This is a genomic window from Bradyrhizobium sp. USDA 4341 (assembly GCF_054063755.1).
This window is the reverse complement of sequence record NZ_JBSSGO010000002.1, coordinates 7,990,893-8,016,438: the sequence shown is the minus strand read 5'-3', so window position 1 is coordinate 8,016,438 and position 25,546 is coordinate 7,990,893. Positions and strand designations below refer to the sequence as shown.

19 protein-coding genes and 2 pseudogenes are annotated in these 25,546 nt (G+C 59.5%); 7 read left to right on the top strand and 14 right to left on the bottom strand.

Annotated elements, in window-relative coordinates:
* Positions 1-224 precede the first annotated feature (224 nt).
* On the bottom strand, positions 225-1,484 hold the full coding sequence (gene noeE / locus ACVIGB_RS43630) for a nodulation protein NoeE (RefSeq protein WP_456724673.1): 1,260 nt from the start codon (positions 1,482-1,484) through the stop codon (positions 225-227).
* 683 nt (positions 1,485-2,167) lie between these two features.
* Between noeE and ACVIGB_RS43625 the strand changes: the two genes are divergently transcribed.
* Complete coding sequence (locus tag ACVIGB_RS43625; RefSeq protein ID WP_456724674.1) at positions 2,168-2,719, top strand: MarR family winged helix-turn-helix transcriptional regulator; 552 nt, start codon at positions 2,168-2,170, stop codon at positions 2,717-2,719.
* Positions 2,720-3,378: 659 nt separating this feature from the next.
* Here ACVIGB_RS43625 and ACVIGB_RS43620 read toward each other — a convergent pair.
* The gene (locus tag ACVIGB_RS43620; protein WP_076829490.1) at positions 3,379-3,564 is read right to left on the bottom strand and encodes a hypothetical protein; all 186 of its coding nucleotides are present in this window, start codon (positions 3,562-3,564) and stop codon (positions 3,379-3,381) included.
* Positions 3,565-4,016: 452 nt separating this feature from the next.
* Between ACVIGB_RS43620 and ACVIGB_RS43615 the strand changes: the two genes are divergently transcribed.
* A protein-coding gene (locus ACVIGB_RS43615) for an IS3 family transposase (protein ID WP_456724675.1) occupies positions 4,017-5,259 on the top strand; the annotation gives its coding sequence in 2 pieces (ribosomal slippage) (positions 4,017-4,282 and positions 4,281-5,259; 1,245 coding nt in all).
* 192 nt (positions 5,260-5,451) lie between these two features.
* On the opposite strand, the gene ACVIGB_RS43610 is transcribed toward ACVIGB_RS43615, so the two are convergent.
* Together ACVIGB_RS43610 and ACVIGB_RS43605 are read right to left on the bottom strand one after the other, a co-directional pair.
* A complete protein-coding gene (locus ACVIGB_RS43610; protein WP_456724676.1) occupies positions 5,452-6,477 on the bottom strand; it encodes an IS110 family RNA-guided transposase in 1,026 nt (341 codons plus the stop codon).
* 406 nt (positions 6,478-6,883) lie between these two features.
* Entirely contained in the window at positions 6,884-9,787 is a 2,904-nt protein-coding gene (locus tag ACVIGB_RS43605; RefSeq protein ID WP_456749321.1) for a Ulp1 family isopeptidase, read from the bottom strand.
* 565 nt (positions 9,788-10,352) lie between these two features.
* On the opposite strand from ACVIGB_RS43605, the pseudogene ACVIGB_RS43600 reads away from it, so the two are divergent.
* Positions 10,353-10,648, top strand: a pseudogene (locus ACVIGB_RS43600) (IS66 family transposase); the annotation flags it as partial.
* Between the two features lie 130 nt (positions 10,649-10,778).
* Here the strand turns inward: ACVIGB_RS43600 and ccoS are convergent.
* The 10 genes and pseudogenes from ccoS to ACVIGB_RS43550 form a co-directional block, all read right to left on the bottom strand.
* A pseudogene (ccoS, locus tag ACVIGB_RS43595) lies at positions 10,779-10,937 on the bottom strand (cbb3-type cytochrome oxidase assembly protein CcoS); the annotation flags it as partial.
* Positions 10,937-13,123 carry a heavy metal translocating P-type ATPase gene (locus ACVIGB_RS43590; RefSeq protein WP_456749405.1) on the bottom strand — a complete coding sequence of 729 codons (2,187 nt, stop codon included), beginning with the start codon at positions 13,121-13,123 and terminating at the stop codon, positions 10,937-10,939. The gene ACVIGB_RS43590 and the pseudogene ccoS, both read right to left, overlap by 1 nt.
* A gap of 12 nt (positions 13,124-13,135) precedes the next feature.
* Positions 13,136-13,636, bottom strand: coding sequence for a FixH family protein (locus ACVIGB_RS43585; protein ID WP_456749320.1), 501 nt, complete (start codon positions 13,634-13,636; stop codon positions 13,136-13,138).
* Between the two features lie 23 nt (positions 13,637-13,659).
* Positions 13,660-15,129 (bottom strand): cytochrome c oxidase accessory protein CcoG, encoded by a 1,470-nt coding sequence (gene ccoG, locus ACVIGB_RS43580; RefSeq protein ID WP_456749319.1) that lies wholly within the window; start codon positions 15,127-15,129, stop codon positions 13,660-13,662.
* Between the two features lie 74 nt (positions 15,130-15,203).
* Complete coding sequence (ccoP, locus tag ACVIGB_RS43575; RefSeq protein WP_456724677.1) at positions 15,204-16,073, bottom strand: cytochrome-c oxidase, cbb3-type subunit III; 870 nt, start codon at positions 16,071-16,073, stop codon at positions 15,204-15,206.
* 6 nt (positions 16,074-16,079) lie between these two features.
* Positions 16,080-16,244: a cbb3-type cytochrome c oxidase subunit 3 gene (locus ACVIGB_RS43570; protein ID WP_456724678.1), complete on the bottom strand. Its 165-nt coding sequence runs from the start codon at positions 16,242-16,244 to the stop codon at positions 16,080-16,082.
* 11 nt (positions 16,245-16,255) lie between these two features.
* Positions 16,256-16,990, bottom strand: a complete 735-nt coding sequence (gene ccoO / locus ACVIGB_RS43565; protein ID WP_456724679.1) for a cytochrome-c oxidase, cbb3-type subunit II — start codon at positions 16,988-16,990, stop codon at positions 16,256-16,258.
* A gap of 8 nt (positions 16,991-16,998) precedes the next feature.
* Entirely contained in the window at positions 16,999-18,651 is a 1,653-nt protein-coding gene (gene ccoN / locus ACVIGB_RS43560) for a cytochrome-c oxidase, cbb3-type subunit I (RefSeq protein ID WP_456724680.1), read from the bottom strand.
* A 71-nt stretch (positions 18,652-18,722) separates the two neighbouring features.
* Positions 18,723-19,151, bottom strand: coding sequence for a hypothetical protein (locus tag ACVIGB_RS43555; protein WP_456724681.1), 429 nt, complete (start codon positions 19,149-19,151; stop codon positions 18,723-18,725).
* Between the two features lie 330 nt (positions 19,152-19,481).
* Positions 19,482-19,709 (bottom strand): hypothetical protein, encoded by a 228-nt coding sequence (locus tag ACVIGB_RS43550; protein ID WP_229158196.1) that lies wholly within the window; start codon positions 19,707-19,709, stop codon positions 19,482-19,484.
* Positions 19,710-21,416: 1,707 nt separating this feature from the next.
* Between ACVIGB_RS43550 and ACVIGB_RS43545 the strand changes: the two genes are divergently transcribed.
* From ACVIGB_RS43545 to ACVIGB_RS43530, 4 genes are all read left to right on the top strand, one after another.
* The gene (locus ACVIGB_RS43545) at positions 21,417-21,599 is read left to right on the top strand and encodes a hypothetical protein (RefSeq protein WP_456724682.1); all 183 of its coding nucleotides are present in this window, start codon (positions 21,417-21,419) and stop codon (positions 21,597-21,599) included.
* Positions 21,600-21,707: 108 nt separating this feature from the next.
* Positions 21,708-23,138: a PAS domain S-box protein gene (locus ACVIGB_RS43540; RefSeq protein ID WP_456724683.1), complete on the top strand. Its 1,431-nt coding sequence runs from the start codon at positions 21,708-21,710 to the stop codon at positions 23,136-23,138.
* Positions 23,135-23,740 carry a response regulator FixJ gene (fixJ, locus tag ACVIGB_RS43535; RefSeq protein ID WP_456724684.1) on the top strand — a complete coding sequence of 202 codons (606 nt, stop codon included), beginning with the start codon at positions 23,135-23,137 and terminating at the stop codon, positions 23,738-23,740. Before ACVIGB_RS43540 ends, fixJ begins: the two co-directional genes overlap by 4 nt.
* A gap of 343 nt (positions 23,741-24,083) precedes the next feature.
* On the top strand, positions 24,084-24,875 hold the full coding sequence (locus ACVIGB_RS43530) for a universal stress protein (protein ID WP_456724685.1): 792 nt from the start codon (positions 24,084-24,086) through the stop codon (positions 24,873-24,875).
* The last annotated feature ends 671 nt before the right edge of the window (positions 24,876-25,546 follow it).

The following is a 25,546-nucleotide window of genomic DNA, read 5'->3' as shown; positions in this document are numbered from 1 at the left end:
GCCCAGAGGAGGAATGTCGGGTGCGAGCTCGCCGGTGCGCGTCGCTATCCAAGCGATCAAATGCCGGTTACGCAGCGGACTGACTGACACTCTCGGGGCATGTCGCATTCCACCGTGGTGCCGCCGGCGCCTGCCTCACACGTTATTGGCGCAGATCAACTCGTTGAGTGGTAGGAAGTCTGGCTAAATCAGCCAGCGTGTTTTGATCGCAAGCATCCATCACCCTAAGCCATATTGACGATCTGCTCAAGCCGCGCGACCTCGCCTCGCAAAATCTCAATAGCTGCGTCGCGAGTCCGAATAGCATCGAGCCCTGCAGCTCGATCAGCTTCTGACGCCAACAGTGCCTGTTGCAGCTGCGCTTTCATTGGATCGGCCAGCAGCAAATTTTCGGCAAAGCTGGGGGCGGTCAGATCTTGCGCCTGCACCACGGACATGTCGCACGTGGCACGAAAGTTTTCTGGAAGCTGCCGAGCAGTGTGGACTTGCTCGGATTGAGATGGCCCGGACGATGCTGCCGCCTTGCCAGCTCGCAAATCCCACCAGGTTCGGAATATCTGTCGATAGAGTTCAGTTAGATGAGGTCCCCTATCGACAACTCCGGCTTGCTGTGCAAGCAGCAGTTCCCCCTCATAGCCGAGTTCTGTCAAAAGCTTGGTGCCGACCAGATCGGTCACAGTTTGCATCTCTTCGACGCTTAGTTGGGATTGCCATGTCTTGATAGAGCTTTGATCGATCGCGTTTCGTTCCAGGATCTTTCGATCTCCGAAGCTGCTGGATCGAAGATAATCTACTTGTCCCATGCTCGCATATGCGGCGGCCGCCGGATCACAGCCGAGCCCCAATAGCAGGCGCCGAATCTCTTGGTCCGGATGCGCCACCAGGAGTTCATATCGCACCAGCTGTGTCTGCGCGCGCGTTCGGTGCGCTGCCAGCCTGGGAAAGCCCAGAACCAAATCGGCGAGTGAAGATATGATGACATCGGGCAGCCGGAGCATGAGATCGGCGAGGCTGGAGACGCTGACCGAATAGGAGCTCTCGGCCCGAAGCGGGATGCCCCACGTGGATTTCAGTGAAGCCGCGACGGCATATGGATTGCGCAGCAAAAGGATGTGTGACGCTTCTGGATAGACACGTTCAAGGAATTCGAGCGCCGTCCAATAGCGTGGCGTTTTGTCTATGATGATCCGCTTGCCCGCTGCTGTCAGGTACTGACCGTATGCTGCATCGGCAAAAGCCCGGATGGCAATCGTCCGATCGATGCGCTCCAGGAATTCGGAGGTTGCGACCTCAATCAACGAGGGTCCTGCCGGGTGGCGTTGATCCACCCTTCCAAAAGCTTCAAGTGCCAACATCAACCAGGGTTCAGGCGGAGCCAGGACGTCTGGATGGCGTTGGAGCAGGTGCGCCAGGAGTGTCGTCCCGGCTCGTGGAAGTCCGAGGAGAAAGCAGACCGCAGGCGAACGGCCAGAAGCACAACTCATAATTCAGGTCCCTTTTGAAGAGCGAGCCGCGTTCGATTGAGCGAAATAAGGCCGGCCGCAGCCTCAGTTGAGGCGTCCGCTCGCATACCAAGCGTTACTGCTACGAGGATTTCGCCTGCCCCTCATGATTTGAGAGCCGTTAAGTTCAATCGGTTGGGCGGGGATCGCAGAAGCGTCTGACAGCTGTGATCGCCCCCGATTGCTCGACAGTTAAGGCGAAGTCAAGGACCAGCGCAACTGCACGAAGATTTGCTGCGCATATGAGAAAGATGGAATGAACTATACGAAAGTTTGCCGGGCAACGACCGCGGGGCATGGGGCGATATCAGATACAGTCGACGCGATTCTGCTTGCCAGCCCATTGAAGACGTAAATGCAACATGCACTTCCCTGGTGCTCGGCGTACACCGGAGAAGTTCGACAAATAGAGCGGACAGGCCGGCGAGCGGGACAAAGAACGAGGGCATCTCAAATGGCAGGTCGGATCGGATCTTTTCAGCGCGCGATATCGGTCCCGGCGCAACTGCCTGCCGCTGCTCGGCCAACACAATGAGCGTTTTGCACGTCTACCAACCTGCCCGTCGCAAGTCCCACATCTGTCCGAACTGTACCAACTATCTGACTTGCTTGTTCTTGCGGCGTTGTCCCGATTTCTAATCCGCGCTAATGGAAGTCTGTAAAGGATGGAACCCTGGTCCACGATGCCGCCGGATTTACCTAGTCCAGCAACCGCGCCTTATCGTATCTCCACTGACGGACAGGAGACATTCCGGCCGTTCATGTGGGAGATCAGATCGATCAGTGCCTGCCTCGAAGAACTCGCCAAATTTCGTGCCGATGTGCTTGGCATCACTGGGCCACAGTGGATGATCCTGATGGCAGTGGACTATCTGGGCAGAGAAAAAGGTGTGTCCGTCAACCTGGTGTCACGCTTGATGCACGTCGATCCTTCCTTCGTCACCACCCACTCAAAAATCTTGGAGAAAAAGGGATTCTTGCGGCGCAAGCCATCCACAGCCGATGCGCGAGTAGTTCAGATGTCGCTGACCGCCAAAACGCGCAGGCATCGCGCAAGGTTGACGCCTCGAGAGGAGGCGCTGGATGTGCGGGCTTTTGACGAATTCGGCCCTGACGGATCAAGCGAGTTCATTACCGGGCTGGCCGCAGTGAGGCACCGCTCGGAGAAGGCCCGCTCTGGCATCCGGAAGACCAAAACGAGCAATCGTCAGAAATGAAGCTGGCTAACCATCCGACTCTCCCGGCCTTCGAATATTTCGTGAGGCGGCGCGGTCGAAGGTGGTTATGGTCCCTTCACACCGCCGAAGGCGTGCAGGTGATGATGGGTTCAGCACGCAATCGCTCCACCGCCGTCTATCAAGCCAACAGAGCGCTTTTTCAGTTGCTGCTGAGCGCGCCTTATCGCTTGGCAGCTCAAGTTCATCAACAAGGTCCGCGGCCACCGCTTACGCCAAAGCTTTAGCCCAGCATGAGCTTCGACAGCGGCGGCGCAGGTGTCAAGACTTGCAGCGATGCGGCTTGCTAGTTGGAGCTCCCCTTCTCGCCGTCACCGAGGACAATCGTGGCCCTTAACAGCGATCCCTCACATTCTTCGAACCCTTAATGGGAACGAGCGACCATCGAAACCTTTCCAGCCTGGAAACATTCGAAGCAGGACCGGTCGTCAGATTGTCTTCGCTCTCGATCGTGAAGAGCAAAGCGGCCTTCGCGGTCGTACTCCTTTAACCTCGAAGAGGACGAAGCACTGGAGTGACAAAGCAAGCGCGTGAAAAGCTCTATCCACAGCAATTGGCAGGCCCTGCAAAACAATTTCAACGGCCGTAAAGGGCGGCCTGCGAGCCGCCCTACTGTGCCGGCTACCAGCCTGCTAAGTAGGCTATCGCTGATGTCCGAGCCCTATTCCGAGATTTAGCGCCTTCTGGCGCAACGCACCGACGCTGCGTTTGGTCATTTTTGCGATTTTTATGACGGGGGTCCGAGCCTTCGAATGGACCTTGAGCTCCTTGATATCTGCCTTGGTCCACTCGCGCCGCTTAACGCGTTTCTTGGTTGCTTTTTTCACAGTGAATGCTCCTTTTGAGAGGAGCGGCTTGTAGCATAGTTTTTTCGGAGCGACGATTGTAAAAAAGAGGCAATCATAGGAACTCGCGCCATCATATGTGTTCAGAAGACAAAGCACCTCAACTATTGTAAACTTAGTAACAGATGCCGTCCTGAGAGGCTTCGCTTGGTTATTCGAAGCTATGCCCGCAGACCAACATGTTGCTGGAAGGACGTGAGCAAGCAGGCACGGTAAGCTTGAACAAACTCCGAATCAGGCATTTCGTGATTTGTATTGAGCGTGCAGGCTCGACGCGCGAGGACCGTGAAACATCGTAGCAATCTCTACCACGGTCGGCCTACTAGGCTTGGCGCGCTGCGCTGTCTAGACTGTCAGAGCTGAAATGGACCCCGGTTTTGGGACCAGAGGCTAAGTTGGAAAAGGGCCGCTCCGTTTGATAGACGGAGGGCATGATGACAAAGAAGACACGACGGAAGATCGACGCGGCGTTGAATGCGAAGATTGCGTTGGAAGCGGTGCGGGAGCAGGCGACGGCGGCCGATCTGGCCCTGCGCTATGAGGTTCACCCGAACCAGATCTATGCCTGGAAGAATCAGCTGCTGGACCAAGCGGCCCGGGCTTTTGACGGGGGTGTCGAGCGCGAGAGCGAGGAAGCGCGCGAACGCGAGATCGAGAAGCTGCACGCCAAGATCGGACAACTGACAGTCGAGCGCGATTTTTAGCGCGGAGGTCCGGAAGATGAGCACGCCGGACCGTCGAGAAATGCTCGATCGCGCCGACCAGGCGCTGTCGATCCGCCGGCAATGCATGTTGCTTGGCATCGCCCGTTCTGGGGTCTACCGGCCGCCACGGCCGGCCAACGACAACGACCTTGCCCTGATGCAGCGGATCGACGAGCTGTTCACCGCCTGGCCATTCCTGGGCTCGCGGCGAATGACCGCGATGCTGAAGGCTGAGGGGCTTCAGGTCAATCGCAAGCGCGTGCAGCGGTTGATGCGCAAGATGGGCATCGCGGCGCTGGGACCGAAGCCGAACACGACAAAGCCGGCGCCGAGCCACAAGATCTATCCCTATCTGCTGCGCAACATGACGATCGACCGGCCGAACCGAGTGTGGGCGGCCGACATCACGTATCTGCCCATCGGCCGCGGCTTTCTTTATCTCGTCGCCATCATCGACTGGGCGAGCCGTGCGGTTCTGGCGTGGCGGTTGTCGAATACGATGGACGTCTCGTTCTGCGTAGCGGCTCTGGAAGAGGCGCTGGCGAAGTACGGCACGCCGGAGATTTTCAACACCGACCAGGGCAGCCAGTTCACCAGCATGGCCTTCACCGGCGCGCTGGCGGCCGCAAAGATCAAGATCTCCATGGATGGCCGCGGTCGTTGGATGGACAACGTCTTCATCGAGCGGCTGTGGCGGTCTCTCAAGCATGAGGACATCTATCTCAAGGGCTATGCCGACGGCCGCGAGGCCAAGGCAGGGATCGCGAGCTGGATCACCTTCTACAACGACCGTCGCCTTCATCAGTCCCTCGGCTATCGCACGCCGATGGCGGTCTGGCGCGAACGGATGCGGGCCGCGAAGGCTGTGGACATGGTGGACAACGCCGACGCGTTGACCACATGCCCTCTGTGGACGCCCCCGGGGATGCAAGAAGAATCTTTCGTCAAGCGCTGCGCTGTAGTCGGGTGCTGACATCTGTCCGGCCTTTAATGCGACCGTCATTTGTCGCGGGCCCGTATGGGAGTTCGCGGATCAGGTCCAAATCACAGCGGCGTGCTTGGATAGCACTTGGGCATGTACTGGTTTTCCCAACCCCGTCTCTCGACTTTTGCGCCATACCTTCCGTTTGACCTTCCTACATCTCGACGGCCTCTGACCGGACGGCTATGCCGCCACAGCCGGAGCTTTATAGACCCCACCGTTGGCCATCAGAGCCCAGACGACGCGGGCCATCTTGTTGGCAAGAGCGGTCGCTACCAGCATAGGTGGCTTGCGGGCAATCATGCGCCCGAGCCACGATGACGGTGAAGTGCCTCGCCGCCGTGCCTGCTGCACGACCGCAGTTGCGCCGATGATAAGTAACCGTCGCAACGTTCGCTCCCCCATTTTCGACGTCGCACCCAGCTTCTGTTTGCCGCCCGTGGAGCGCTGCAACGGGGTCAACCCCAGCCATGCGGCGAAGTCGCGTCCGCACCGGAAGCTTCCGGCGGCAGGCGCAAGGGCAAGCAACGCCGTCGCCGTCATTGGTCCCACGCCTGGGATTGTCATCAAACGGCGGGCATCTTTTTCTTTTCGGGCGCGACGGGTGATCTCGCTGTCGAGTTTCTTGATCTGCATTTCCAGCGTCACCATCGTCTTGATCAATATGTCGAGTACGAACCGTGCCGCTTCGGGCACATTTGTTTTTGGATCCATTGCGCGCTCGACAAGCTCTCCGATATGGGCCGTGCCCTTTGCCATGATCACCCCGTATTCGGCGAGATGACCACGCAAAGCATTGATCGCCTGGGTCCGCTGCCGGATCAGCAGGTCGCGGGTCCGAAACACCACCGCGCTCGCTTGCTGCTCTTCACTCTTGACGGGAACGAAACGCATGGTCGGCCTCTGCGCTGCTTCACAGATCGCCTCTGCATCGGCCATGTCGTTCTTCTGCCGCTTGACGAAGGGCTTCACGTAAGCCGGTGGGATCAGCCGCACTTCATGGCCGAGCTTGCCAATCTCACGAGCCCAGTAATGCGCGCCCGAGCAGGCTTCCATCGCCACGAGGCAAGCCGGCTGCTCGGCAAAGAATGCCAGCAGCTTATTCCGGCGCAGCTGTTTGCGAAAAACGACCTTTCCGGTGGCATCGGCTCCATGGGCCTGAAAGACATACTTCGCTAAATCTAGTCCAATCGTGCTAACTTCGTTCACGGACGCTTCCTCTCTCGTGATGGCTGTTTAACACCCTTCACTTTGGCACATCGATGCCGTCGAGGGGGCGTCCACCCCATCACAGCAGCTGCAGCAGACAGAGTCTCTGGCAGCGTGATAGAAAGGGATCAGGAGCGGTGAGTTTCCAACTAACAAACCGGTTCAAGCGGTCCCGCTCCGCGGGTCCATTTCACCTGCGCCGAGCCGACAGGCCCGCCGATCAGCAGGTCGCCTGACCTTCGCGCAATACCATCCATGGAGCTCGCCGTGCCCGCGTTCATGCGTCGATCAGGTGGTCTCGTCGTCTGCGTACTCAGTCTTCAAGTGAGACACTATGATGCTTTGCGAACACACCGATTGCGGATTTTCGATCGGCGCGAAGCGCATTTACAGGCGCGCGCCCTGTTCAGCTGAAGCCGACACCAGCGCCTAGTCTGTCCCGCAGTGCCGGTCGACTGATGACAAGATCGGTGAGGTCCAGGTCCGGCCGTCTTGCTGCCAATCGTCTTACAAGTTCACGGGTGCCGTCCACGACAAAGACGCCGCAGTCATAACCGTTCTGCTGCTGTCTTATCGGGGCCTGTTGCAGGTTAGCGTCGAGCCGTCCTGCGAGTTCCGCTGCCGGCCTGTCATTGTATCCCTGGGTGGAGTCATAGTGATAGGCGGCCGGTCCGCCCCAATTGCGGCGATCAACCAACAGCAGCGACCAGTGACTGCCGCGCTTATGTCTATCCGTATTGCTGGCATCGCTTACCGGCAGAAACAGGAAGTCGGCAGTATCATGACGAACCCACCCTAATGCTCGTTCGGCTACCTCCTTGGAGGGGGATCGCAACATTTGGGCTATCAGGGGATCCACGAACCGAGTCCGGGCGGCGAGATCCGGATTGTTCTGCAGCAACTCCTGCGCCAGGAGCTCATAGTCCCGGTGGATATGCTCGTCACCCAGCCACTGCGTGGGACCCAGCACGGCTTCGCTACGCTGGCCGGAAGAGGCAACGGTAGCCGAGGGGCCGATCTGAGCACCCGGGACGGGAGACGGGCGAGGATGATGGATGACCTGCGCACCGCGGCGTCCTAGCGGCCCCAATGGGATCGAGCGGGTCTCACCATTGACGGAGACCTGGGTTGGGCCGCTGGACTGGGGCGGCGGGACCCCGATGTTATCCCGGACATTGCGTAAGAAATCCGGCACCGGCTGACGCCAATCCTGCCAATCCGCGTCGACTCGGTGTCCGATGTCCTCAAGCGCCCGACGTACGCCCGGCCGCCCGACGAAGAACGCGGGTTTATCGGCAGGGCTGAGCACCGGCGCTGACTGAGCATCGTCGCGCATCTGCTGCGGCGTGTAGGGCAGGTCAACGAAAGACTGAAGACCGCGGAAGGTATCTCCCGATTGAGCTGGCGCGTCCGATGGTGCGGTGAAGAGCGGCGGCTCGGCGGCGATCCCACCCACCGGCGCTGACTGAGCATCGTCAAGCATCTGCTGCGGCGTGTACGGCAGATCAACGAAAGACTGAAGACCGCGGAAGGTATCTGCCGGCTGAGCTGGCGCGCCCGATGGTCCGGTGAAGAGCGGCGGTTTGGCGGCAGCCCCGCCCGCCGGCGCTGACTGAGCATCGTCAAGCATCTGCTGCGGCGTGTACGGCAGATCAACGAAAGACTGAAGACCGCGGAAGGTATCTCCCGACCGAGCTGGCGCGCCCGATGGTCCGGTGAAGAGCGGCGGTTTGGCGGCAGCCCCGCCCGCCGGCGCTGACTGAGCATCGTCAAGCATCTGCTGCGGCGTGTACGGCAGATCAACGAAAGACTGAAGACCGCGGAAGGTGTCCGCCGACCGAGCTGGCGCGCCCGATGGTCCGGTGAAGAGCGGCGGTTTGGCGGCAGCCACGCCCGCCGGCGCTGACTGAGCATCGTCAAGCATCTGCTGCGGCGTGTACGGCAGATCAACGAAAGACTGAAGACCGCGGAAGGTGTCTGCCGACCGAGCCGGCGCGTCCGATGGTCCGGTGAAGAGCGGCGGTCTGGCGGCAGCCCCACCCACCGGCGCTGACTGAGCATCGTCTCTCACTTCCGGCGACGTGTACGGCAGGTCAACGAAAGAGTCGAGGCCTCGGTAGATCTTCGACGACCCCTCTGGTACCGCTTCCGGCGTCGGCCACTCAAAATCGTGCGGCAGGCGCGGCGACCACGTTGAGCTCGACTCCTCACGCCGCGGCTCCCCACCCGCCTGCTCAGGGGAGACGCCCAGCGCTGCGTTCGCCTCGACGAGCCGTAGGTAGCTCCGAAGACGATCGAAGCCCATGTCAGCGTTTCGACTGGCCTTTTTAAAGTCCGTGTGATCGTCGTTCAACGACTTTTGCTGCTCACTGGTGCCGGTGAGCCGGCTCACTATGCTCCCTCGCCCGTTCCTCTGGAGCCAAGCACCGAATCTTCGTTGGTTGCCGGCCAGATCTTGAACAACTTTTCTCCGGCTCGTATCCTCGGGTTTGAGCAGGTTCAGCTCTGTCTTTTCCAGGCTATCAATGATGTGGGCGTCATCGGGATAAAGATGCAATGTGGGGGACGGGACAGCATGACCGCGGGGTTTCCGAGACGCCCCCGCTCCGGAAACGTGCTCGGCATCGCCGACTTTGCCTAACGCGAACAATAGATGCTCGTCCTTCGGGAACAACTTCTGAGCAAATTCAATGCGCGCAGCGTGGTCCAACCCGGATATCGAGTAGCCCGCAGGTTTAAGGGCGTTAGAAAATCTGCGAAGACTACGATCATGGCGAGCAGCGCTGCCCGACGTCATGCCGCTGGCATTAAGCCGCTCTGAGAGGGGCGCGTCTTCCGCTGAGGGGATCGTTCGCGGCCGCCCGCCAGAAGCTACATAGCTCGGATCATGATACGAACGAAGGATATTCAACCCCTTCTTCATGTCTTCGTCCTTTGGGAAGTAAGTCTTGACGTGACGGACCAAGGACTCGTGGTCCCCCAGAACAATCGTTAGGCGATGAGCGCCAAGATGATTTCCAAGTCGGCGAAGCGCCTGAGTATAGCGCTTAACCGTCTTCGGGTTTGGCTTTTTCTGATCCGCATATTGGGCAATCGCTTTATCGATGATGTCCCGATGTTCTGCAGAGAGATGGGGATGGTAGTTGCGGCCGCCACCAGAGACAGGACACGGATCGGGTGGGCGCGCCTCGGCCAAGCGCTGCTCAAAGCCCGCTTGCCCGGCATGGCCGCCCTGGTGCTCTTCCAAAACGGCGTGCTGCACCTGGGACCAAGCTGTTACATTGGATGGATCGGAATTATACGGGTCCACGCCAGCCTCACGTCCAAGAAATCAATTGAGCTGATCTTATCTGGATAGGCTTTCCAGAAGCTGACGAGGCCGTCGCTTGTGGAACAATGCATCGCCACACCCGCAGAGTGAAAATCCCCCCGCGGCTCTCAATCGTCGCAAGCTTCATGGGTTTCAGGACCTACCTTTCTCGCGGCCAATGAAGCTTCCGGGGCATGGGAGCCGAGGACTCGTCATTGCTCTCGTTGCAAAAGCGGCATACGGCAGCGCCACAGGAGCCTTTCCGCGATTCCTTCCTCCTTCATTCGCTCTCTCATCAGCTATCCAAAGTGAGGGTATTCCTCGTGACATCGAGGAGCGCATTGCCTCACTAAAAGTGTTACCGGACGACTTCCCTGTCGTGCCGTATCTCGACGCCGGTTATCGTCGCATGGGTTTGGCTAAGAGGTTCATCGGTAAGCGGATAACAATTTGGCAGCGCATTGATCGGGGTGAGATAACGGAACTGCAGAGACTGAGCGAGGACAAGAAAGCGAAAGAAGACTGGCATGCGGCTGAGCGATTGTTGGAGAGCGCACTGCCCTTCGAGGTCGTGACACCTCTGAATTACATGCTCAGGCGCTGGCACGATTTCGCCCGCGTCCTCGACGGAGGCAGGATCTGCTTGACCAACAATTGTGCAGAGCGTGCATTGAGAGGCATCGTTTTGGGAAGGTGGAACTGGACCTTCGCCGGCAGCCAGCGCTGCGCCAACCGGGCCGCCATCATGTTGACGGCGATCACGACCTGTCGCCTCAAGAGGTCACCCCCAAGGCTTGGTTCGACCACGTCCTCGCCCATATCGCCAATCTTCCCGCATCGCGTCTGCACGAATTGCCCTGATCAACAAGTTGTCGATGCATATCTTTGCAACCGTGCGTCTCTCAGCTGCGCCGCGGACCACCGGAACGGCCAAGATAGCACTCTCCTCAGAGCGGAGACCGTCGCAATCACGCTGGCCCATCTGCACTATTTGGACCGGCGCCTCGTCGGGCTCGTCATCGGCGAGGGCGCGCCAGGCCGCGCCATCGAGATCGTCATACTGACCACTGTTCAGCGACCACAGAAAGCCGAGCAGGCCAACGAAGCCCAGTGCAAGAGCGAGTGGAACCAGATAGAGTAGGACCTCCATCAGGTTGCCTCGCTCCTTCGCGCCCGTAGCGCATTGAGCATGACCAGCACCGACGAACCTGACATCGCCGCGGCGGCAATCAGCGGCGTCACCAGACCGGCGATCGCAACCGGCACCGCCAGGACATTGTAGACGACAGCGAGCCAAAGGTTCTGCCGCATCAGCCGCAGCGCCTCGCGCGAGGTCATAACTGCCGTCATCACGGGCCGAAGACGCTCACCGAGAAAGACCGCATCAGCGACCGCCTGGCTCATATGAGTGGCCGTAACAGGCGACATCGAGGCATGAGCCGTTGCAAGCGCGGGTGCATCGTTCAAGCCATCGCCGACCATCAGTACCTTGTATCCCTCACCTGTCAGGCTTTCGACCCGGGCGACCTTATCCGTCGGTGAGACGCCGGCGCGCCAATTTTGAATGCCGAGCGTCGCGGCCGTGCGCCGAACTGCTGCCTCGCGATCTCCCGACACGATCTCTACTTCTATCCCAAGGCTCGCGAGGGCTGCGACGACCTCGGGCGCGTCTGGCCGCATGCGTTGGCGGACGGCGAAGACATGCTTGCTGTCGCCGTGGCTAAAGGCGACGATAGAAGCCTCTGGATCACGGCAAAGAGTCTCCTCAACGAGGATGTCAGCGAAACAGAAGGACGGGCGGCCGAGCCGGATCTCCGATCCTTGATAGTACCCCCTAACACCCTGCCCCGGCTCCTCTTCGATATCGGCCAGCGGCTCACTTGCGCCGGCAGCTCGCGCCACGGCAGCGGCGACCGGATGGCGGCTCGATAATGCAAGCCGGCCCGCCAATTGGACGACATCGTCGGGAATGCTGGCGAAATTGGCGACATCGAGCTCCGGCAATGTCAGCGTTCCGGTCTTGTCGAAGACCACCCGGTCCACTTCTGCTATACGCTCAATCGCATCCCCGGCGTTGAGCAGCACCCCGGACCGGAACAGCGCGCCGGAGGCTACCGTCTGTACCGCGGGTATAGCCAAACCCAGCGCGCAAGGGCAGGTGATAATCAAGACGGCGACCGCCGTGACGATCGCATCATGGAAGGTTGCGCCAGAGGCAAGCCAACCGAGCAACGTCAGGAAGGCAGTTGCATGGACGATCGGTGCATAGAGCCGCGAGGCGCGCTCGGCCAGGCGCAGGTAGCGCGAGCGCGCCTGCAGGGCATGATCAAGTAGCCGAGAAATCTCGGCGAGCAGCGTGTCCTCCGAGGTAGCCACCGCGCGGACGCGCAAGGTGCCCGATCGCACCAATGTACCGGCGAACACTGCGCTGCCGGGCGCCACGAGCGCGGGCGAGGTCTCACCCGTAATGAGGCTTTGATCGACCTCAGAGCGGCCCTCGATCACGTCGCCATCGACGGTACAGCATTCGCCGGGTCGCACCAGCACGACGTCCCCCGGTTTGATCGTTGATGCCGGAACTGTTCTGATCTCCGTCGGGCCTATGAACTTCGCGGCGGTCTCCGCCTTGAGCGCGGCAAGATTGCCGGCGAAGGCGCGGGTGCGCCGTCTCATGTTCTGGTCGAGATAGCGGCCTGCGAGCAGGAAGGCGATCAACATGATCGCCGCGTCAAAATATGCATGCTCGGCATGAGCGACAGTCTCGATCAGCGAAGTCGCCAACGCGAGCAAGATGCCGATGCTGATCGGCACGTCCATATTGGCCCGGCGAGCCCGTAGCGCGGTAAAGGCTGAGGAGAGGAACGGCTGCGCCGAATAAGCCGCGGCCGGCAGCACGATCAGCGCGGAGAGCCAGTGAAAGAAGTCGCGCTGCTCGGGCAGCATGTCCGAGACATTGCCGGACCATACCGGGATCGAGAGCATCATCACGTTCATCGCGGCAAAAGCAGCCACGCCCAGCCGCCGCAGCAAGTCCCGCGCCCGCTCCGATTCCAGTGTCTCCGCGTCGTCCCGCTGAAAGGGATATGCCCGATAGCCCAGTTCAGCGAGCCGCTTGATGAACAGCGCTGGATCGAGCGCGCCTGCTTTCCATTCCAGCGCCAGTCGGTTGTCGGTGAGATTCACGCGCGCCGAGATCACGTCCGGAATGCTCGATAGATTGCGCTCGATCTTGCCCATGCAGCCCGCGCAATTGATCCCTTCTACCGCGAGGTCGAGTTGGATGAAGCCCGTTCCTGTCCTCTTCAAATAGTGCGAAAAGTCGACGTCATCCTGCATGCTCATATGCCCTCAGTCCAAGACGATGCGATTTTTCGACAAAAACATGCGGCGGCCGTCAGTGCCGCCTTCGATCACGAGATCCCACTGCCCGATAGCGACCCCCTCGACGTCCCCGCGGTAGGTTCCAGCACTGCCCTCCGCCACATTGATCGCGCGATCGGCCCGGCGGTCCACCGGTCGCTCGAGCCGGGCCACGAAATTCATTCCTACGAGAGGCGCGCCTGCGCGATCGCGTGCCTCGATCGCAAGCACCGCCCGGCCATCGGACTGCCGTTGGACATGTACCTGCACCTGCCAGCTTCGCTCGTTCTGCTCCCGCGCCGCCAGGATTTCACGCTGATAGGCGAGGCTCGCGCTGTAGGCGCTGTCAACCTCCGTTCCCGGCAGCGTCGTGATGGCAAAACGCATCATGATCAAATTGGCGCCAATCACGACCGAAAAGAAAGCGAGCATGGCGATCAGGACAAAGCGTCCGGTGATGGGCCGCGCGACTGGAATTGATGCGGTCATTGGCAAGATCCCGTCAGTAATTCTTAGGGGAACACGAAGTGGTCCGTTGCGGAGGCGACCTCACCGAGGCCAATGTCGGTGACCCGAAATCTCACCGGCACCGACCGTTCCGACGTGTCGTCGGCCGGCGCGGTCACCAATAGCCGCAGTTCTGTCGTAGTATCGCGAGCCAAGACAATCGTCGGTCGTTCCACGGTCACAGAATCTACGCCGACGACGTGCACGGACGTTTGAGGTGGCCCATCGATGTCGATTGCAATGACGCGGTCGAAGGCGAGCTTGTTAAGCACGCGTACCGTGTAGCCGTTGCGAATCGAACCATCGCTCAGCTTGACCGCCATCGGATTACGATCGTGCAGCACGTTGACGTCGAGCAGTGTTCTGGACAACAACCCATAAAGCATCATCGCACAGACGACCGAGATCAAAGACGCATATACGATCGTCCGCGGGCGTACCGGCTTGAAGAGCTCCGACTTGCCTTCCATGCGGCGCCTGATATTGATGTCGTTGTCGTAACCGATCAGGCGACCTGCGCGCCCGATCTTCTTCATGACGGAATCGCAGGCGTCGATGCATAGCCCGCACTGGATGCAGGCGAGCTGGGCGCCGTTGCGAATATCGACGCCGGTCGGACAGACCGCCGCGCATTGATTGCAATCGATGCAGTCTCCGATCTTTTCGCCCCGCGCGCGCAGATCGAATGACTTCTTTAATGAGCAGCGCTGTTCGCCGCGATCGTATTTGTAGGTGACATTGAGTGCCCACTCGTCGGTGAGCGCGGCCTGGATGCGCGGCCAAGGGCACATATACACGCAAACCTGTTCGCGCATGTAGCCGGCCAACAAGTATGTCGTAACGGTCAGGATCCCGATCCAGATATAGGCGATCGCGGGCGCCTGGAATGTCGCCAGATCGCGCACCAATGTATGCGCGTCGACAAAGTAGAGCACCCAGGCACCACCGGTCCACCAAGCGATCATCAACCAGACCACGTGCTTTAGCACGCGCTTTGCCGCCCGCTCCACTGTCATCGGGCGTGCAGCGGCCCTCAGCCGGTCGCGACGGTCGCCCTCGACCCAACGCTCTACCGCATAGAACAGATCGGTCCATGCCGTTTGCGGACAGAGATAGCCGCACCAAATACGTCCGCCCAGAGCGTTCATCAAGAATAGTGCCAGCGCGGCAAGCACGAGCAGCCCGGTGAAGTAATAAAGCTCCTGCGGCCACAGCTCGATGAAGAAAAAGTAGAACCGCCGGTTCGGAAAATCGAGCAACACCGCCTGGTCGGGGGCGCCTAAGCCACGACGCCAACGCACGAACGGCAGCAAATAGTAGATGCCGAGACAGACCACCATCAGCCGCCATTTGATGGTGCGGAAAGTGCCGCAGACGCTCTGCGGATGGACCTTCTTATGAGCTGTATAGAGAGGCCCATCTTCGCCGATCGGCGGGTCATCGCGCGGACCAGTCTTGTTCAGGGCTAGCTTCATGGCCGACCTTACATCTGGCACGGGTGACTGACTTAGCCTCGTCGATGGGTCGGTGGCTTCTCGGCTCATCTCATCTATTGTCCACCACCGAGCGAGTGCACATAGACCGCAAGCGCCCTGATCGTGATGGGATCGAACCGCCCGCTCCAGGCCGGCATGATGCCCGCGCGGCCATAACTGATCGTCTCGATCAGCGTCTCCTCGTCCGAGCCGTACAACCAAATGTGGTCCGTCAGATTCGGCGCGCCGAGCTCCTGGTTGCCTTTGGCGTTCTCGCCATGGCAGGCCGCACAATTGTCGGCAAAGATCCTTGCGCCGGCCGCGGCATCGAAATTGGCGACTGTTGACAGGCCAGACAGCGATCGCACGTAATTCGCTACCGTGGCGATTTCATCTTTCCTGAGGATGCCGTCGCGGCCGAAGGCCAGCATTTGCCCCTCATGGGCCTGGCCATGGCCGGACCGTGCGCCGAACTGGATGGTCTGCTGGATCTGATCGAGCGATCCGCCCCACAACCAGTCATCGTCGTTGAGATTGGGATAACCCTTGGCACCTGCGCCGCCGCTGCCATGGCATGGCGCACAGTTGTCTGCGAACACCGTCTTGCCCCGGGCACGGGCCAGTGCCAGCAGGGCCGGGTCCGTCTCGATCTCTGTCAGAGACACTTTGCCGAGAACCGCCATCTTCTCGCCCCGCAGCTTCTCGAGCCCGGCAAGATCGCTGGCGACGCTCGCGCGGGCCGAATAATGAAATACGCCGGTCGTGTAGCTGGAGAGGAGCGGCCAGGCCGGATAGACGACCCAATAGGCGATCGCCCAAAGAATGGTGGCGTAGAAGGTCGAGATCCACCAGCGCGGCAGCGGCGTGTTGAGCTCTTTTATGCCATCCCATTCGTGCCCCGTCGTGGAGCGGCCGGAGATCCGATCGAAGTCGCGGTCAGTCATGGTCTGTCAATCCCGGAACAGCGGCATGCGCGCCGCAGAGTCAAAACGCCGCTGGTTGCCGGGCCACAGCGCATAAACAACGACGGCCATGAAGATGCCGACGAACAACGGCGTCCAGAGGGTCACGACGAAGCTTGACGCCAGGCTCTCGATGGAAATAACTGCTTTCATCACCGGATCCTTCAGCGCAAATTGGCTTTTTCGTCGTAGAGCTTGAAATCGATCAGCGTACCGAGCATCTGCAAATAGGCGATGAGCGCATCGAGTTCGGTCGGATTGCCAACGCTTCCGTCGAAATTGCGCACAGCTGCCTTCGGATAGCGTTTCTGGAACGAGGCGAGGTCCGCGCTGTCAGGATCGAGCTGGGTCTTCAGGTCAGCGACCGCGTTCTTGATCTGATCTTCGGTATAGGGGACACCGACCGCCCGGTTGGTGCGCAGATGTGCGGCCATGTCGGTCAGGTCGAGCTCGGTGTGCGCCAGCGTCGGGTATCCAGGCATGACCGACCGCGGCACGATGGCCCGCGGATTGGTCAGATGCGTGACGTGCCATTCATCGGAATATTTCGCGCCGACGCGTGCGAGGTCCGGGCCGGTACGCTTCGAGCCCCATTGAAACGGGTGATCATACATGCTCTCGGCGGCCAGCGAGTAATGTCCGTAGCGCTCGACCTCGTCACGCAATGGCCGGATCATCTGCGAGTGACACAGATAGCAGCCTTCGCGTACGTAGATGTTGCGGCCTGCAAGCTCAAGCGGGGTATATGGTCGTACGCCGTCCACGGCCTCGATCGTACTTTTGAGGTAGAAGAGCGGCGTGATCTCGACCAGCCCCCCAATCGCGATCACGACAAGAATGCCTGCGATCAGGATGATCGAGTTCTTCTCAAAGATCTTGTGTCGGTTCCAAAGAGACATGCGATGACCTATTCCGCGACTTGGAGCGCTCCAGTGTCCTGGATTTGATCGGTTTGCTTTGCATTCACGGTCATCCAGAGATTGGCGGCCATGATCAGCGCACCAATCAGGAACATTGCGCCCCCCGCGGCGCGGATGACGTAGAAGGGATGCATAGCCTCGACCGACTCGATGAACGAGTATTCGAGGAAACCTAGCGAGGAATAGGCGCGCCACATCAGGCCTTGCAGGACACCAGACACCCACATCGCCGAGATGTAGAGAACGATCCCGATCGAGGCGATCCAGAAGTGCCAGTTGACGAGCTTGAGGCTGTACAGCTCGCGCTTCCAAAGCCAGGGAATCAGGCAATAGAGCGCACCGAACGATACAAATCCGACCCAGCCCAGCGCGCCGGAATGCACGTGGCCGACCGTCCAGTCGGTGTAATGGCTGAGCGAATTGACGACCTTGATTGCCATGGTCGGGCCCTCAAACGTCGACATGCCATAAAAGGCCACCGAGACCACGAGCATGCGGAGCACCGGGTCTGTGCGCAGCTTGTCCCACGCCCCCGAGAGCGTCATCAGGCCGTTGATCATGCCGCCCCATGAGGGCATCCACAGCATGATCGAGAACGTCATGCCCAAGGTCTGCGTCCAATCCGGCAGCGCGGTGTAATGTAGATGGTGAGGGCCGGCCCAGATGTAGAGGAAGATTAGCGCCCAGAAGTGGATGATCGAGAGGCGGTAGGAATAGACTGGGCGTTCGGCTCTCTTCGGAATGAAGTAGTACATGATCGCCAGAAAGCCGGCGGTCAGGAAGAAACCGACCGCGTTGTGGCCGTACCACCACTGAAACATGGCGTCCTGCACACCGCCCCAGGCGACGTAGGATTTCGAACCGAACACGGAGACCGGTAATGCGGGATTGTTGCCCAGGTGGAGCACCGCAATGGTGAGGATGAAAGCGAGATAGAACCAGTTGGCGACGAAAATGTGCGGCTCTTTCCTTTTCACCAATGTCGCCAGGAACACAATGAGATAAGTGACCCAGACGATGGTGAGCCAGAGATCGGCGTACCATTCGGGCTCGGCGTATTCCTTCGACTGGGTAGCGCCGAGCAAATAGCCGGTGCCCGCGATCAAGATGAAAAAATTATAGCCAACTACCACGAACCACGGCGCAAGATCGCCGGCGAGGCGCGTGCGACAGGTCTTCTGCACGACGTAGAAGGAGGTCGCGATAAGCACGTTCCCGCCGAACGCAAAGATCACGGCCGATGTATGCAGCGGGCGGAGTCGGCCGAAGCTCGTCCAAGGCAGATCAAAATTCAGTGCGGGCCATGCAAGTTGCGAGGCGATAAAAACGCCGACCGAAAAGCCTGCGATGCCCCAGAACATCGCCATCACTGAGGCGAATTTGATCGGAGCGAGATTGTAATTCGGCCTCCCGTTGATCTGCGCCGGCGGCAATAGCGCCGGGCGTTCATAGTAGCGATTGAGGATAACGCTTGCGGCGGCCAGACTGGCGGCGGAAGCGAGCAATGCGTGGAAGCTAAATGCAGAATCGTGCCCCATCGCCCCCGCGAAATAGCAAACATAGGCAGAAACAGCGAATACCGACATTAGGCCTGCTTCACCCATGGTCATGGATTTCGAGGCGAGGGATGGGCTTGTCATGTCTTGGCCTTTTTTGAAAGCGGCGCTTGCCAGGAGATCACATTTTCCGGGGACGGGGCGATCGAGCGCGATCAGTTGCCCAAACGCTGCGGAACGCTGCCGATCTCACGCGCGAGCGCGCGCAGAGTATGTTCGTTAGGACAGCCTTTGAGGGGATTTACAGACTTATGCCGCTCGAGGTCGGCCGCGCAGCGGATCTTGGTCTGACACAGGCCACATACACGCTGCAAATCGCGCAACACGTCTCCATGGCAGGCGGCCAGCGCACTCTCGGAAAAGCCGGCAAGTGCGAGGCGCTTGTTTAAGAGTTCAGGAGAGCCCGGACTTTGCGCCATCTTTCGAAAGTCGGACGTGGATAGATTAAGTTCACGCGCGATCGCGTCGATGTCGTGCGCACCCAAATAGGCTAATTCTGCTGTCCGGGACAGGTTCGCCCGCAACCGGGTGAGCAAATTCTTGAACCCCCAAGGGCGACCGACAAATCCAGATTGGCTAACCATGTGTCATACCCCTCAAAGCAGCCATAGCTGCCGGCGGCAGACTTGTTTTTGACATGCATCAAATAGGACCCGTCCGTGGGAGAAAATCGTCGATCCAGATCGCCCCTGCCGGACGACGATGCGCTGCAACGAGCCCGCAGAGCCGCAGGCCGGCAAATGTCGGGGAAGTCTACAAGGGTGTCGCGGACAAGAGGGCCGCCTGCTCAATTGGCGACAACATCGCGAGCTATTTTTCTCGATCGACGCTCGAAGACGCTTGTGAGAATCGTGCCTGGATTGGCGGATTGTCTCTACGATCAAAATTCGCGGACTTCCCAGGCCGAGCTCAGGCTAACCACCCCACGCCGGGGGCAATGCAGGCGGGGTTCGAAGCTCCATCGCATCAGCGAAGATGGTCCAATCACGTACTCCTTTTTGCTTGCAGAAATCGGTTTCGGCCTGCTGTGCAGCAGCACTCAGCGAGGCTGCATGCACCCGGAACGCAGCCTGACAGGCACGATGCTCGTGGCCGGTATCGTCGCAAACGGTCTTGATGAACCGAACGTTAAATGAAGGCATGATACTCTCTTCCTGTCGTTTGCTTATCTTGCATTCTGCCATCCGTGCCAGGCGAGTGTTTGATTTGTCTCAAGTGGCACCCAAAAAAAGATTGTCGCTCCATCGAGATGCGAGCGCTTCTTCGTCCCGGAGAAGCTGCAAATCACCAAGCGCCCAGGCTTGCCGGATCACATCTGGTTGAGGTGGCTCAGGAACAGCAGCTTCTCGTCTTCTCATGCCTTGGGGCGGCAGAGTTGGAGGCGCTGATCCAGAACATTCTCAAGAGACGGTTGGGGGCAGAATGGACCGCTACGCCTGCGATGGCGATTATCGATCAATTCCAACTTCAATCGCCGGCAATGTGGAAGCTTGTGAAGCCGCGAACGTTGCATGGTGCTAGGTGGCTCACAAGGCATTCCCGACAGCTCTGGCTGATTGCGAGGCAGCGGGCAAAGGCATTTCTGACCAGCGCCGGCGACCGAGGCTACCGGCGGCGAGAACTGGCCCCACGTAAGCAAATGAGGCGAACCGGCCTCATCTCGCTCCTGATGGTCCACCCTGCCGCCGCAACGGCAAAGCCGATGGTCAGGATGGCCCCAGCCAGGGTTTCGATAAGCCCAGGGTTAGAGACTTGTGCGCCATAGCCGATGGCTGCGATCAGCGTGGGCAAGACCAACGATAATGTGAGGCGAGCAATCAACTTACCATCTCCATCGCGATTCTCGCAGCTCAAAGACACGCGTTGTCATGGTGCAATGCCCGTGCGCTGCGCAGCCTCAACATTTGCACATTGCGCGTCCTACATTTTGATTTCCATCAAACCCGCTACACGCTGGCGTGTTGTGTGGATCGCGCGGCCCTGCCGAATGACCCGGTTTAGCACGTGTTACCGGCAACGCACTGGCAGCGGCCTCTCGCCCTCGCCCCGTTCTAGACGCGCATCAGCTTCCTTTTGACCTGCATCAATACTGCGGTGGCCGCTTGCGGATAGAAACGACCTTCCAGTCAAGCTCAGACACATGGCAGATAGAAAGACTTGGCGCCCCATCATCTTTTCGTACCCAAATACCACCGAGTGAGCTCAAGGACTGCTGGCGGACGCACCCGAGCGAGTTGCACCCGGTCACCTGCGCCGCGTGTGACGCTGGCCACTTCATCGACCCGCGAATCGGCGCGATGCACGGGCCGAGCACAGCTGGCCCATCTGAATGCCATCAAGCGAATTCCGCCGTCATACCGTTCCCACATGGACTCGCCAGACTCACAAGAGCGCACTCGACGGCATCAAGACTCCACGCCCCACGCTGACTTCGTAGGACGGGGAAACTTCCGACCGACAAAGGATATCCGACATGACAGAGCACGGCGACAAATGTCCCGCCGCGGGCACGCTTGCAGGAACGGCAGTCCACTCCAGCTGCTCTCCAACAGCAATCAATACCAACCGGCGCTGGCTTCAACTGGCCCGGTTCGACTCGACCGGATCCCGGGGCTGTTTCGCAGCCCTAATATTTCGGTAGGCGATCGGATCACCTCCCAGCACGACCCGATCGGCAGTGCCACGCCCCCAAGCACCTGGACCGCAACTGGCGGGATTGAGACCATGCGCCGCTCGGGTGAGATCAGCCTGAGCCTGTTGGCGCAGAGCGATCTCGCCCGTAGTATTCGAAAGGTTGCCTGATTTTGTCAGTCAGCGGCGATGATGACCGTCCAGGATCTATTGGCGACTTGACGTGGGAGCGCATTGAAACGGCGCCCTTTGACCGGGAGTTGGAGATCGCGGTGATCGAGGGTAATACCATTCACCGGTTGGTCTTTCCCTGCCGCCGGATCTTCGGCGGCTGGATCAAGGCCACGACCGGAGAGCACGTCGCTGTGCAGCCCACGCACTGGCGCATCTGGCCGAGATAGCGGCCGCTGCCTTGCACAATAGGTAGCGCAACGAAACGCGGCTGCATCCGGTCGCCTCACATAGACAAACTATGTACTGTCGATCGAATGAGAGGTTTGCCAGAAAACATGTCCGACCACATCTGGTACCGCTATGGCTCAGCCGCGGCGGCCACCGCGCTGGCGCTCGTGCTTCGCGGGGCGCTGGATCCGTACCTTCAGGACCGCACATTCACGATCATCTACCTTCCAGTCATCATTTTTGCCGCTTTCGCTGGTGGCCGCGGACCGGCCGTCTTCGCTACACTGCTCTGCCTCATCATCAGCGCGGCATGTCTTGGGAAAAACCTCATCTCCGATCCCGCGAACATGATCGATGTAGCCGGATTCGCGGTACTTGGCCCCGTGCTCGGCTTCATGGGCGATCGGCTGCGGCGAGAATCAGAGCAGGCGCGGTACCGGCAAGCCCATCTGCAGTCGATCCTGGACACCGTACCAGAAGCCATGATCGTGATTGACGAGAAGGGACTCATTCGCTCGTTCAGCGCCGCGGCAGTGCGTTTATTCGGTTGGTCTCCGGACGAAGTGGTCGGAGCGAATGTATCCAGGTTGATGCCGCAGCCCTACCGCGCCGAGCATGACCGCTACATTGAACGCTATCTGGCTACCGGAGAGCGGCGCATCATCGGCATCGGCCGTATCGTGGTCGGCGAGCGAAGCGACGGCTCGACCTTTCCGATGGAGCTTGCCGTCGGTGAGGCCAAAGTGCGCGGCGAACGATTCTTTACCGGTTTCATCCGAGACCTCACCGAACGGCGAGCGCAGGAACGCCGATTGCAGGAACTGCAATCTGAGCTCGTGCACGTCTCGCGGTTGACCGCCATGGGTGAGATGGCCTCGTCTATTGCCCACGAGATCAACCAACCGCTCTCCGCAATCACAAACTACATGCGCGGCGCCAAGATGCTGCTGGCGTCAGACAAGCCGGACGCCAACCGTATTGGTGATGCCATCGAACATGCCACCCAGCAAGCTCTGCGTGCCGGCGATATCATCAAGCGCCTGCGAGAATTCGTCGCCAAAGGCGAGACGGAGCACACAATGGAGAATCCGCTCACCCTGCTTGAAGAGGCGGTCGCTCTGGCCTTGCTCGGCGCCAAGGAGCAAGGCGTGCGGGTGACGATCCGCAGCGATCGCGATCTGCCATCGATGATCGTGGACAAGATCCAGATCCAGCAGGTCGCGCTGAACCTGATACGAAACGCGATCGAGGCGATGGCCTCCAGCCCGCGTCGCGAATTGACCGTCGGCGTTGCCAAAGTCGACGGCCTCGCCAGGTTTACCGTTGCCGATACGGGCTCTGGCATCAGCCCCGATATAGCCGACCGCCTGTTCCAGCCCTTCGTCACGACCAAAGAGCATGGCATGGGTGTGGGACTATCAATCTGCCGGACGATCATCGAGTCCCATGGCGGCCACATCGCTGTGGAAGCCAACCCGCGCGGCGGCACGGTTTTTCAGTTTACCCTGCCGTTTGCGGAAGCTAATGAAGAAGCATGACCATGCGGCGCATTCTTGTGATCGACGATGACGCCGCGATGCGGGACTCGCTCGCGTTTCTGCTTGATGTTAGAGGCTTCTGCGTGGCACCCTATCAGACGGCGACCGACTTTCTCGGTGACGCCGCGAGCGGTCCGGTTGACTGCATTGTGTCTGACATCCGCATGCCGGGCATGAGCGGCCTGGAACTGCTCCGCAAACTGAAGGCCGATCGCGTCGACTGTCCCGTCATTCTGATAACTGGTCATGGGGACGTAACGCTGGCAGTCGAAGCGATGAAAGCGGGTGCGGTCGACTTCATCGAGAAGCCCTTCGAGGACGAGGTGCTATTGCGTGCGATCAATAGCGCCTTGGAAGCAAGGCCAACGAAGCCAGCGGACGATGCGGCGAAACTGCAGGCGGAAGCCCGTCTGGCGGACCTCTCATCGCGCGAGCGTGATGTCCTGCAGGGATTACTGGCAGGCAAGATCAACAAGGTGATCGCCCATGATCTTGGCATCAGCCCGAGAACGGTCGAGGTTTACCGGGCGAACATCATGGCAAAGACCAATGTTCGCAGCATGTCCGAGTTGATGCGAATAGCCATCGCCGCCGGACTCTAGCAACATCCCAAGCGACGGATTGTCCTATTCAAGCATCGAGTTGTGCGCTGCAACCGGTGAGCAGATCGCACCGAACAGGTCATGTTTCTGATGCGGAGGAGCCTCAATCGCCTGCGGTTTCTTTGTACGCGTAAATTGTGCAACACAGGCGAGGACCATTCCTGGCCGTGGACTATCGTGAGACCCGCTTCTTGCCAGCTTGATCGTGCTCGAGAACGTTCAGCGGCGGCATATGAAGCGGATCAATTACGGGCCCGGATTGTGCTCCGAGGCCGCGGGTCTTTGACTTCGGAGAACGACAATGCTCGGGAACATACTGGTCCACCTTCCGACGGAGCTCCCGGTGCGGGCTGCAATCAACGGATCGATTTCGTTCGCGCTGAGCACCGGCGCGCATCTTGACGTTGTAGCCATCGGCTACGAGAGAACCATTATTCCGCTTCTTGCAATGGGCGTAACGGCAGTTACTGCTGTTTTCGATGTCGAGCAGGCGCGTGCGTTGGAGCGGGCCGAAGCAGCACTTCATATCTTCGACATACAGGCGCGGACTGCGGGCATTTCCTATACGAGTCGTGCGCTGAGCGCGATTCCAGCAGACGCGCGCCGCATCATCTGCTCAAGCGCGCGAGTCCACGACATGACCATCGTTACACAGCCTCAGAGCGGCTACGATAGTTACGACAATTGTATACCTAGCGAGATTCTTTTCCAGGCTGGTGGGCCAGTTCTGTACCTGCCACCTACTTTCCACGGCGCCTTCTCGATCAGACGAGTAGGGATTTGCTGGGACGGCAGCCGCCGTGCGGCGCGTGCGCTGCACGACGCGAGGCCACTTTTGTGTAAAGCCGATGCCCTCACCATCATTGCGACCACCGCTCCGGACAAGGTCCCGGCAGAGAGTTCCACCGCGCATCTGGGAGAGTACCTTGCAAAATCGGGACTTCCTGCGAAGGTCGTGTCACTTCCGACAACGCGGGCAGCGCGGCGCGCCCTCCTGTCGCTTGCAGCCGACGAAGGCCTCGACCTGTTGGTAATGGGGGGATATGGTCGCTCTCGGCTGCAGGAGAGGCTGCTTGGCGCCTCCATGCGGCATATGCTTCGTGCGATCAACATCCCAGTCCTGATGTCACATTGAGAGCAAAAGGATCGAAGGGGCGCATGTTGCCGGGATGCGGAATGCCGTCTCGATCGGCGTCACCGGCATTCGACAGCCGCCCGAGCTCAACTTCAGGCTGGATCGCGGTCTCCTCCAACTGTAAAATTGCAGAAGTGCGGCAAGACCGGATGTTGAGCCGTCGAGCTGTATGATCCCCCCAATTGCAGTCCACATGCGCATATCAAGTGATGACCGGCCGCCTCGTCCGGGCCATCGAGCGTACATCGATTGGATCACCTCGCCTTGTCAGATTCCCCGGTCGACCGGTCCTGGGTCAGCGTCACCGTGACAAAGGAAACTTTCGGCTGCGGGCCGAAACTTGCGGTGGACGGCAGCACTCGCCTTTGCTGGAACTCTTCACCGGTGGGGCCGTGTGGTCTTCAATTGTTTTCGATGGGCGGACCGCAAGTCAGCAGCAGCTCCCGATCCAAAATTCTCCAATCTGATTTGTTCGCGCAATCAGGAGGTCGCCGGCGCCCGTTTCAAGACGATCTTCGTATAGCTACGTGTAAATACGTAGTGGTTGTTACTTAGGTAAAACATCCGGATTTCGCAATTCGTCCGGAGCGACCAATCTATCTCATCGACATTCGACGCATAGAGTTCGCCATGTACGCCCCGGCTACCAGCTTTACTGAGAACAGCCCCCA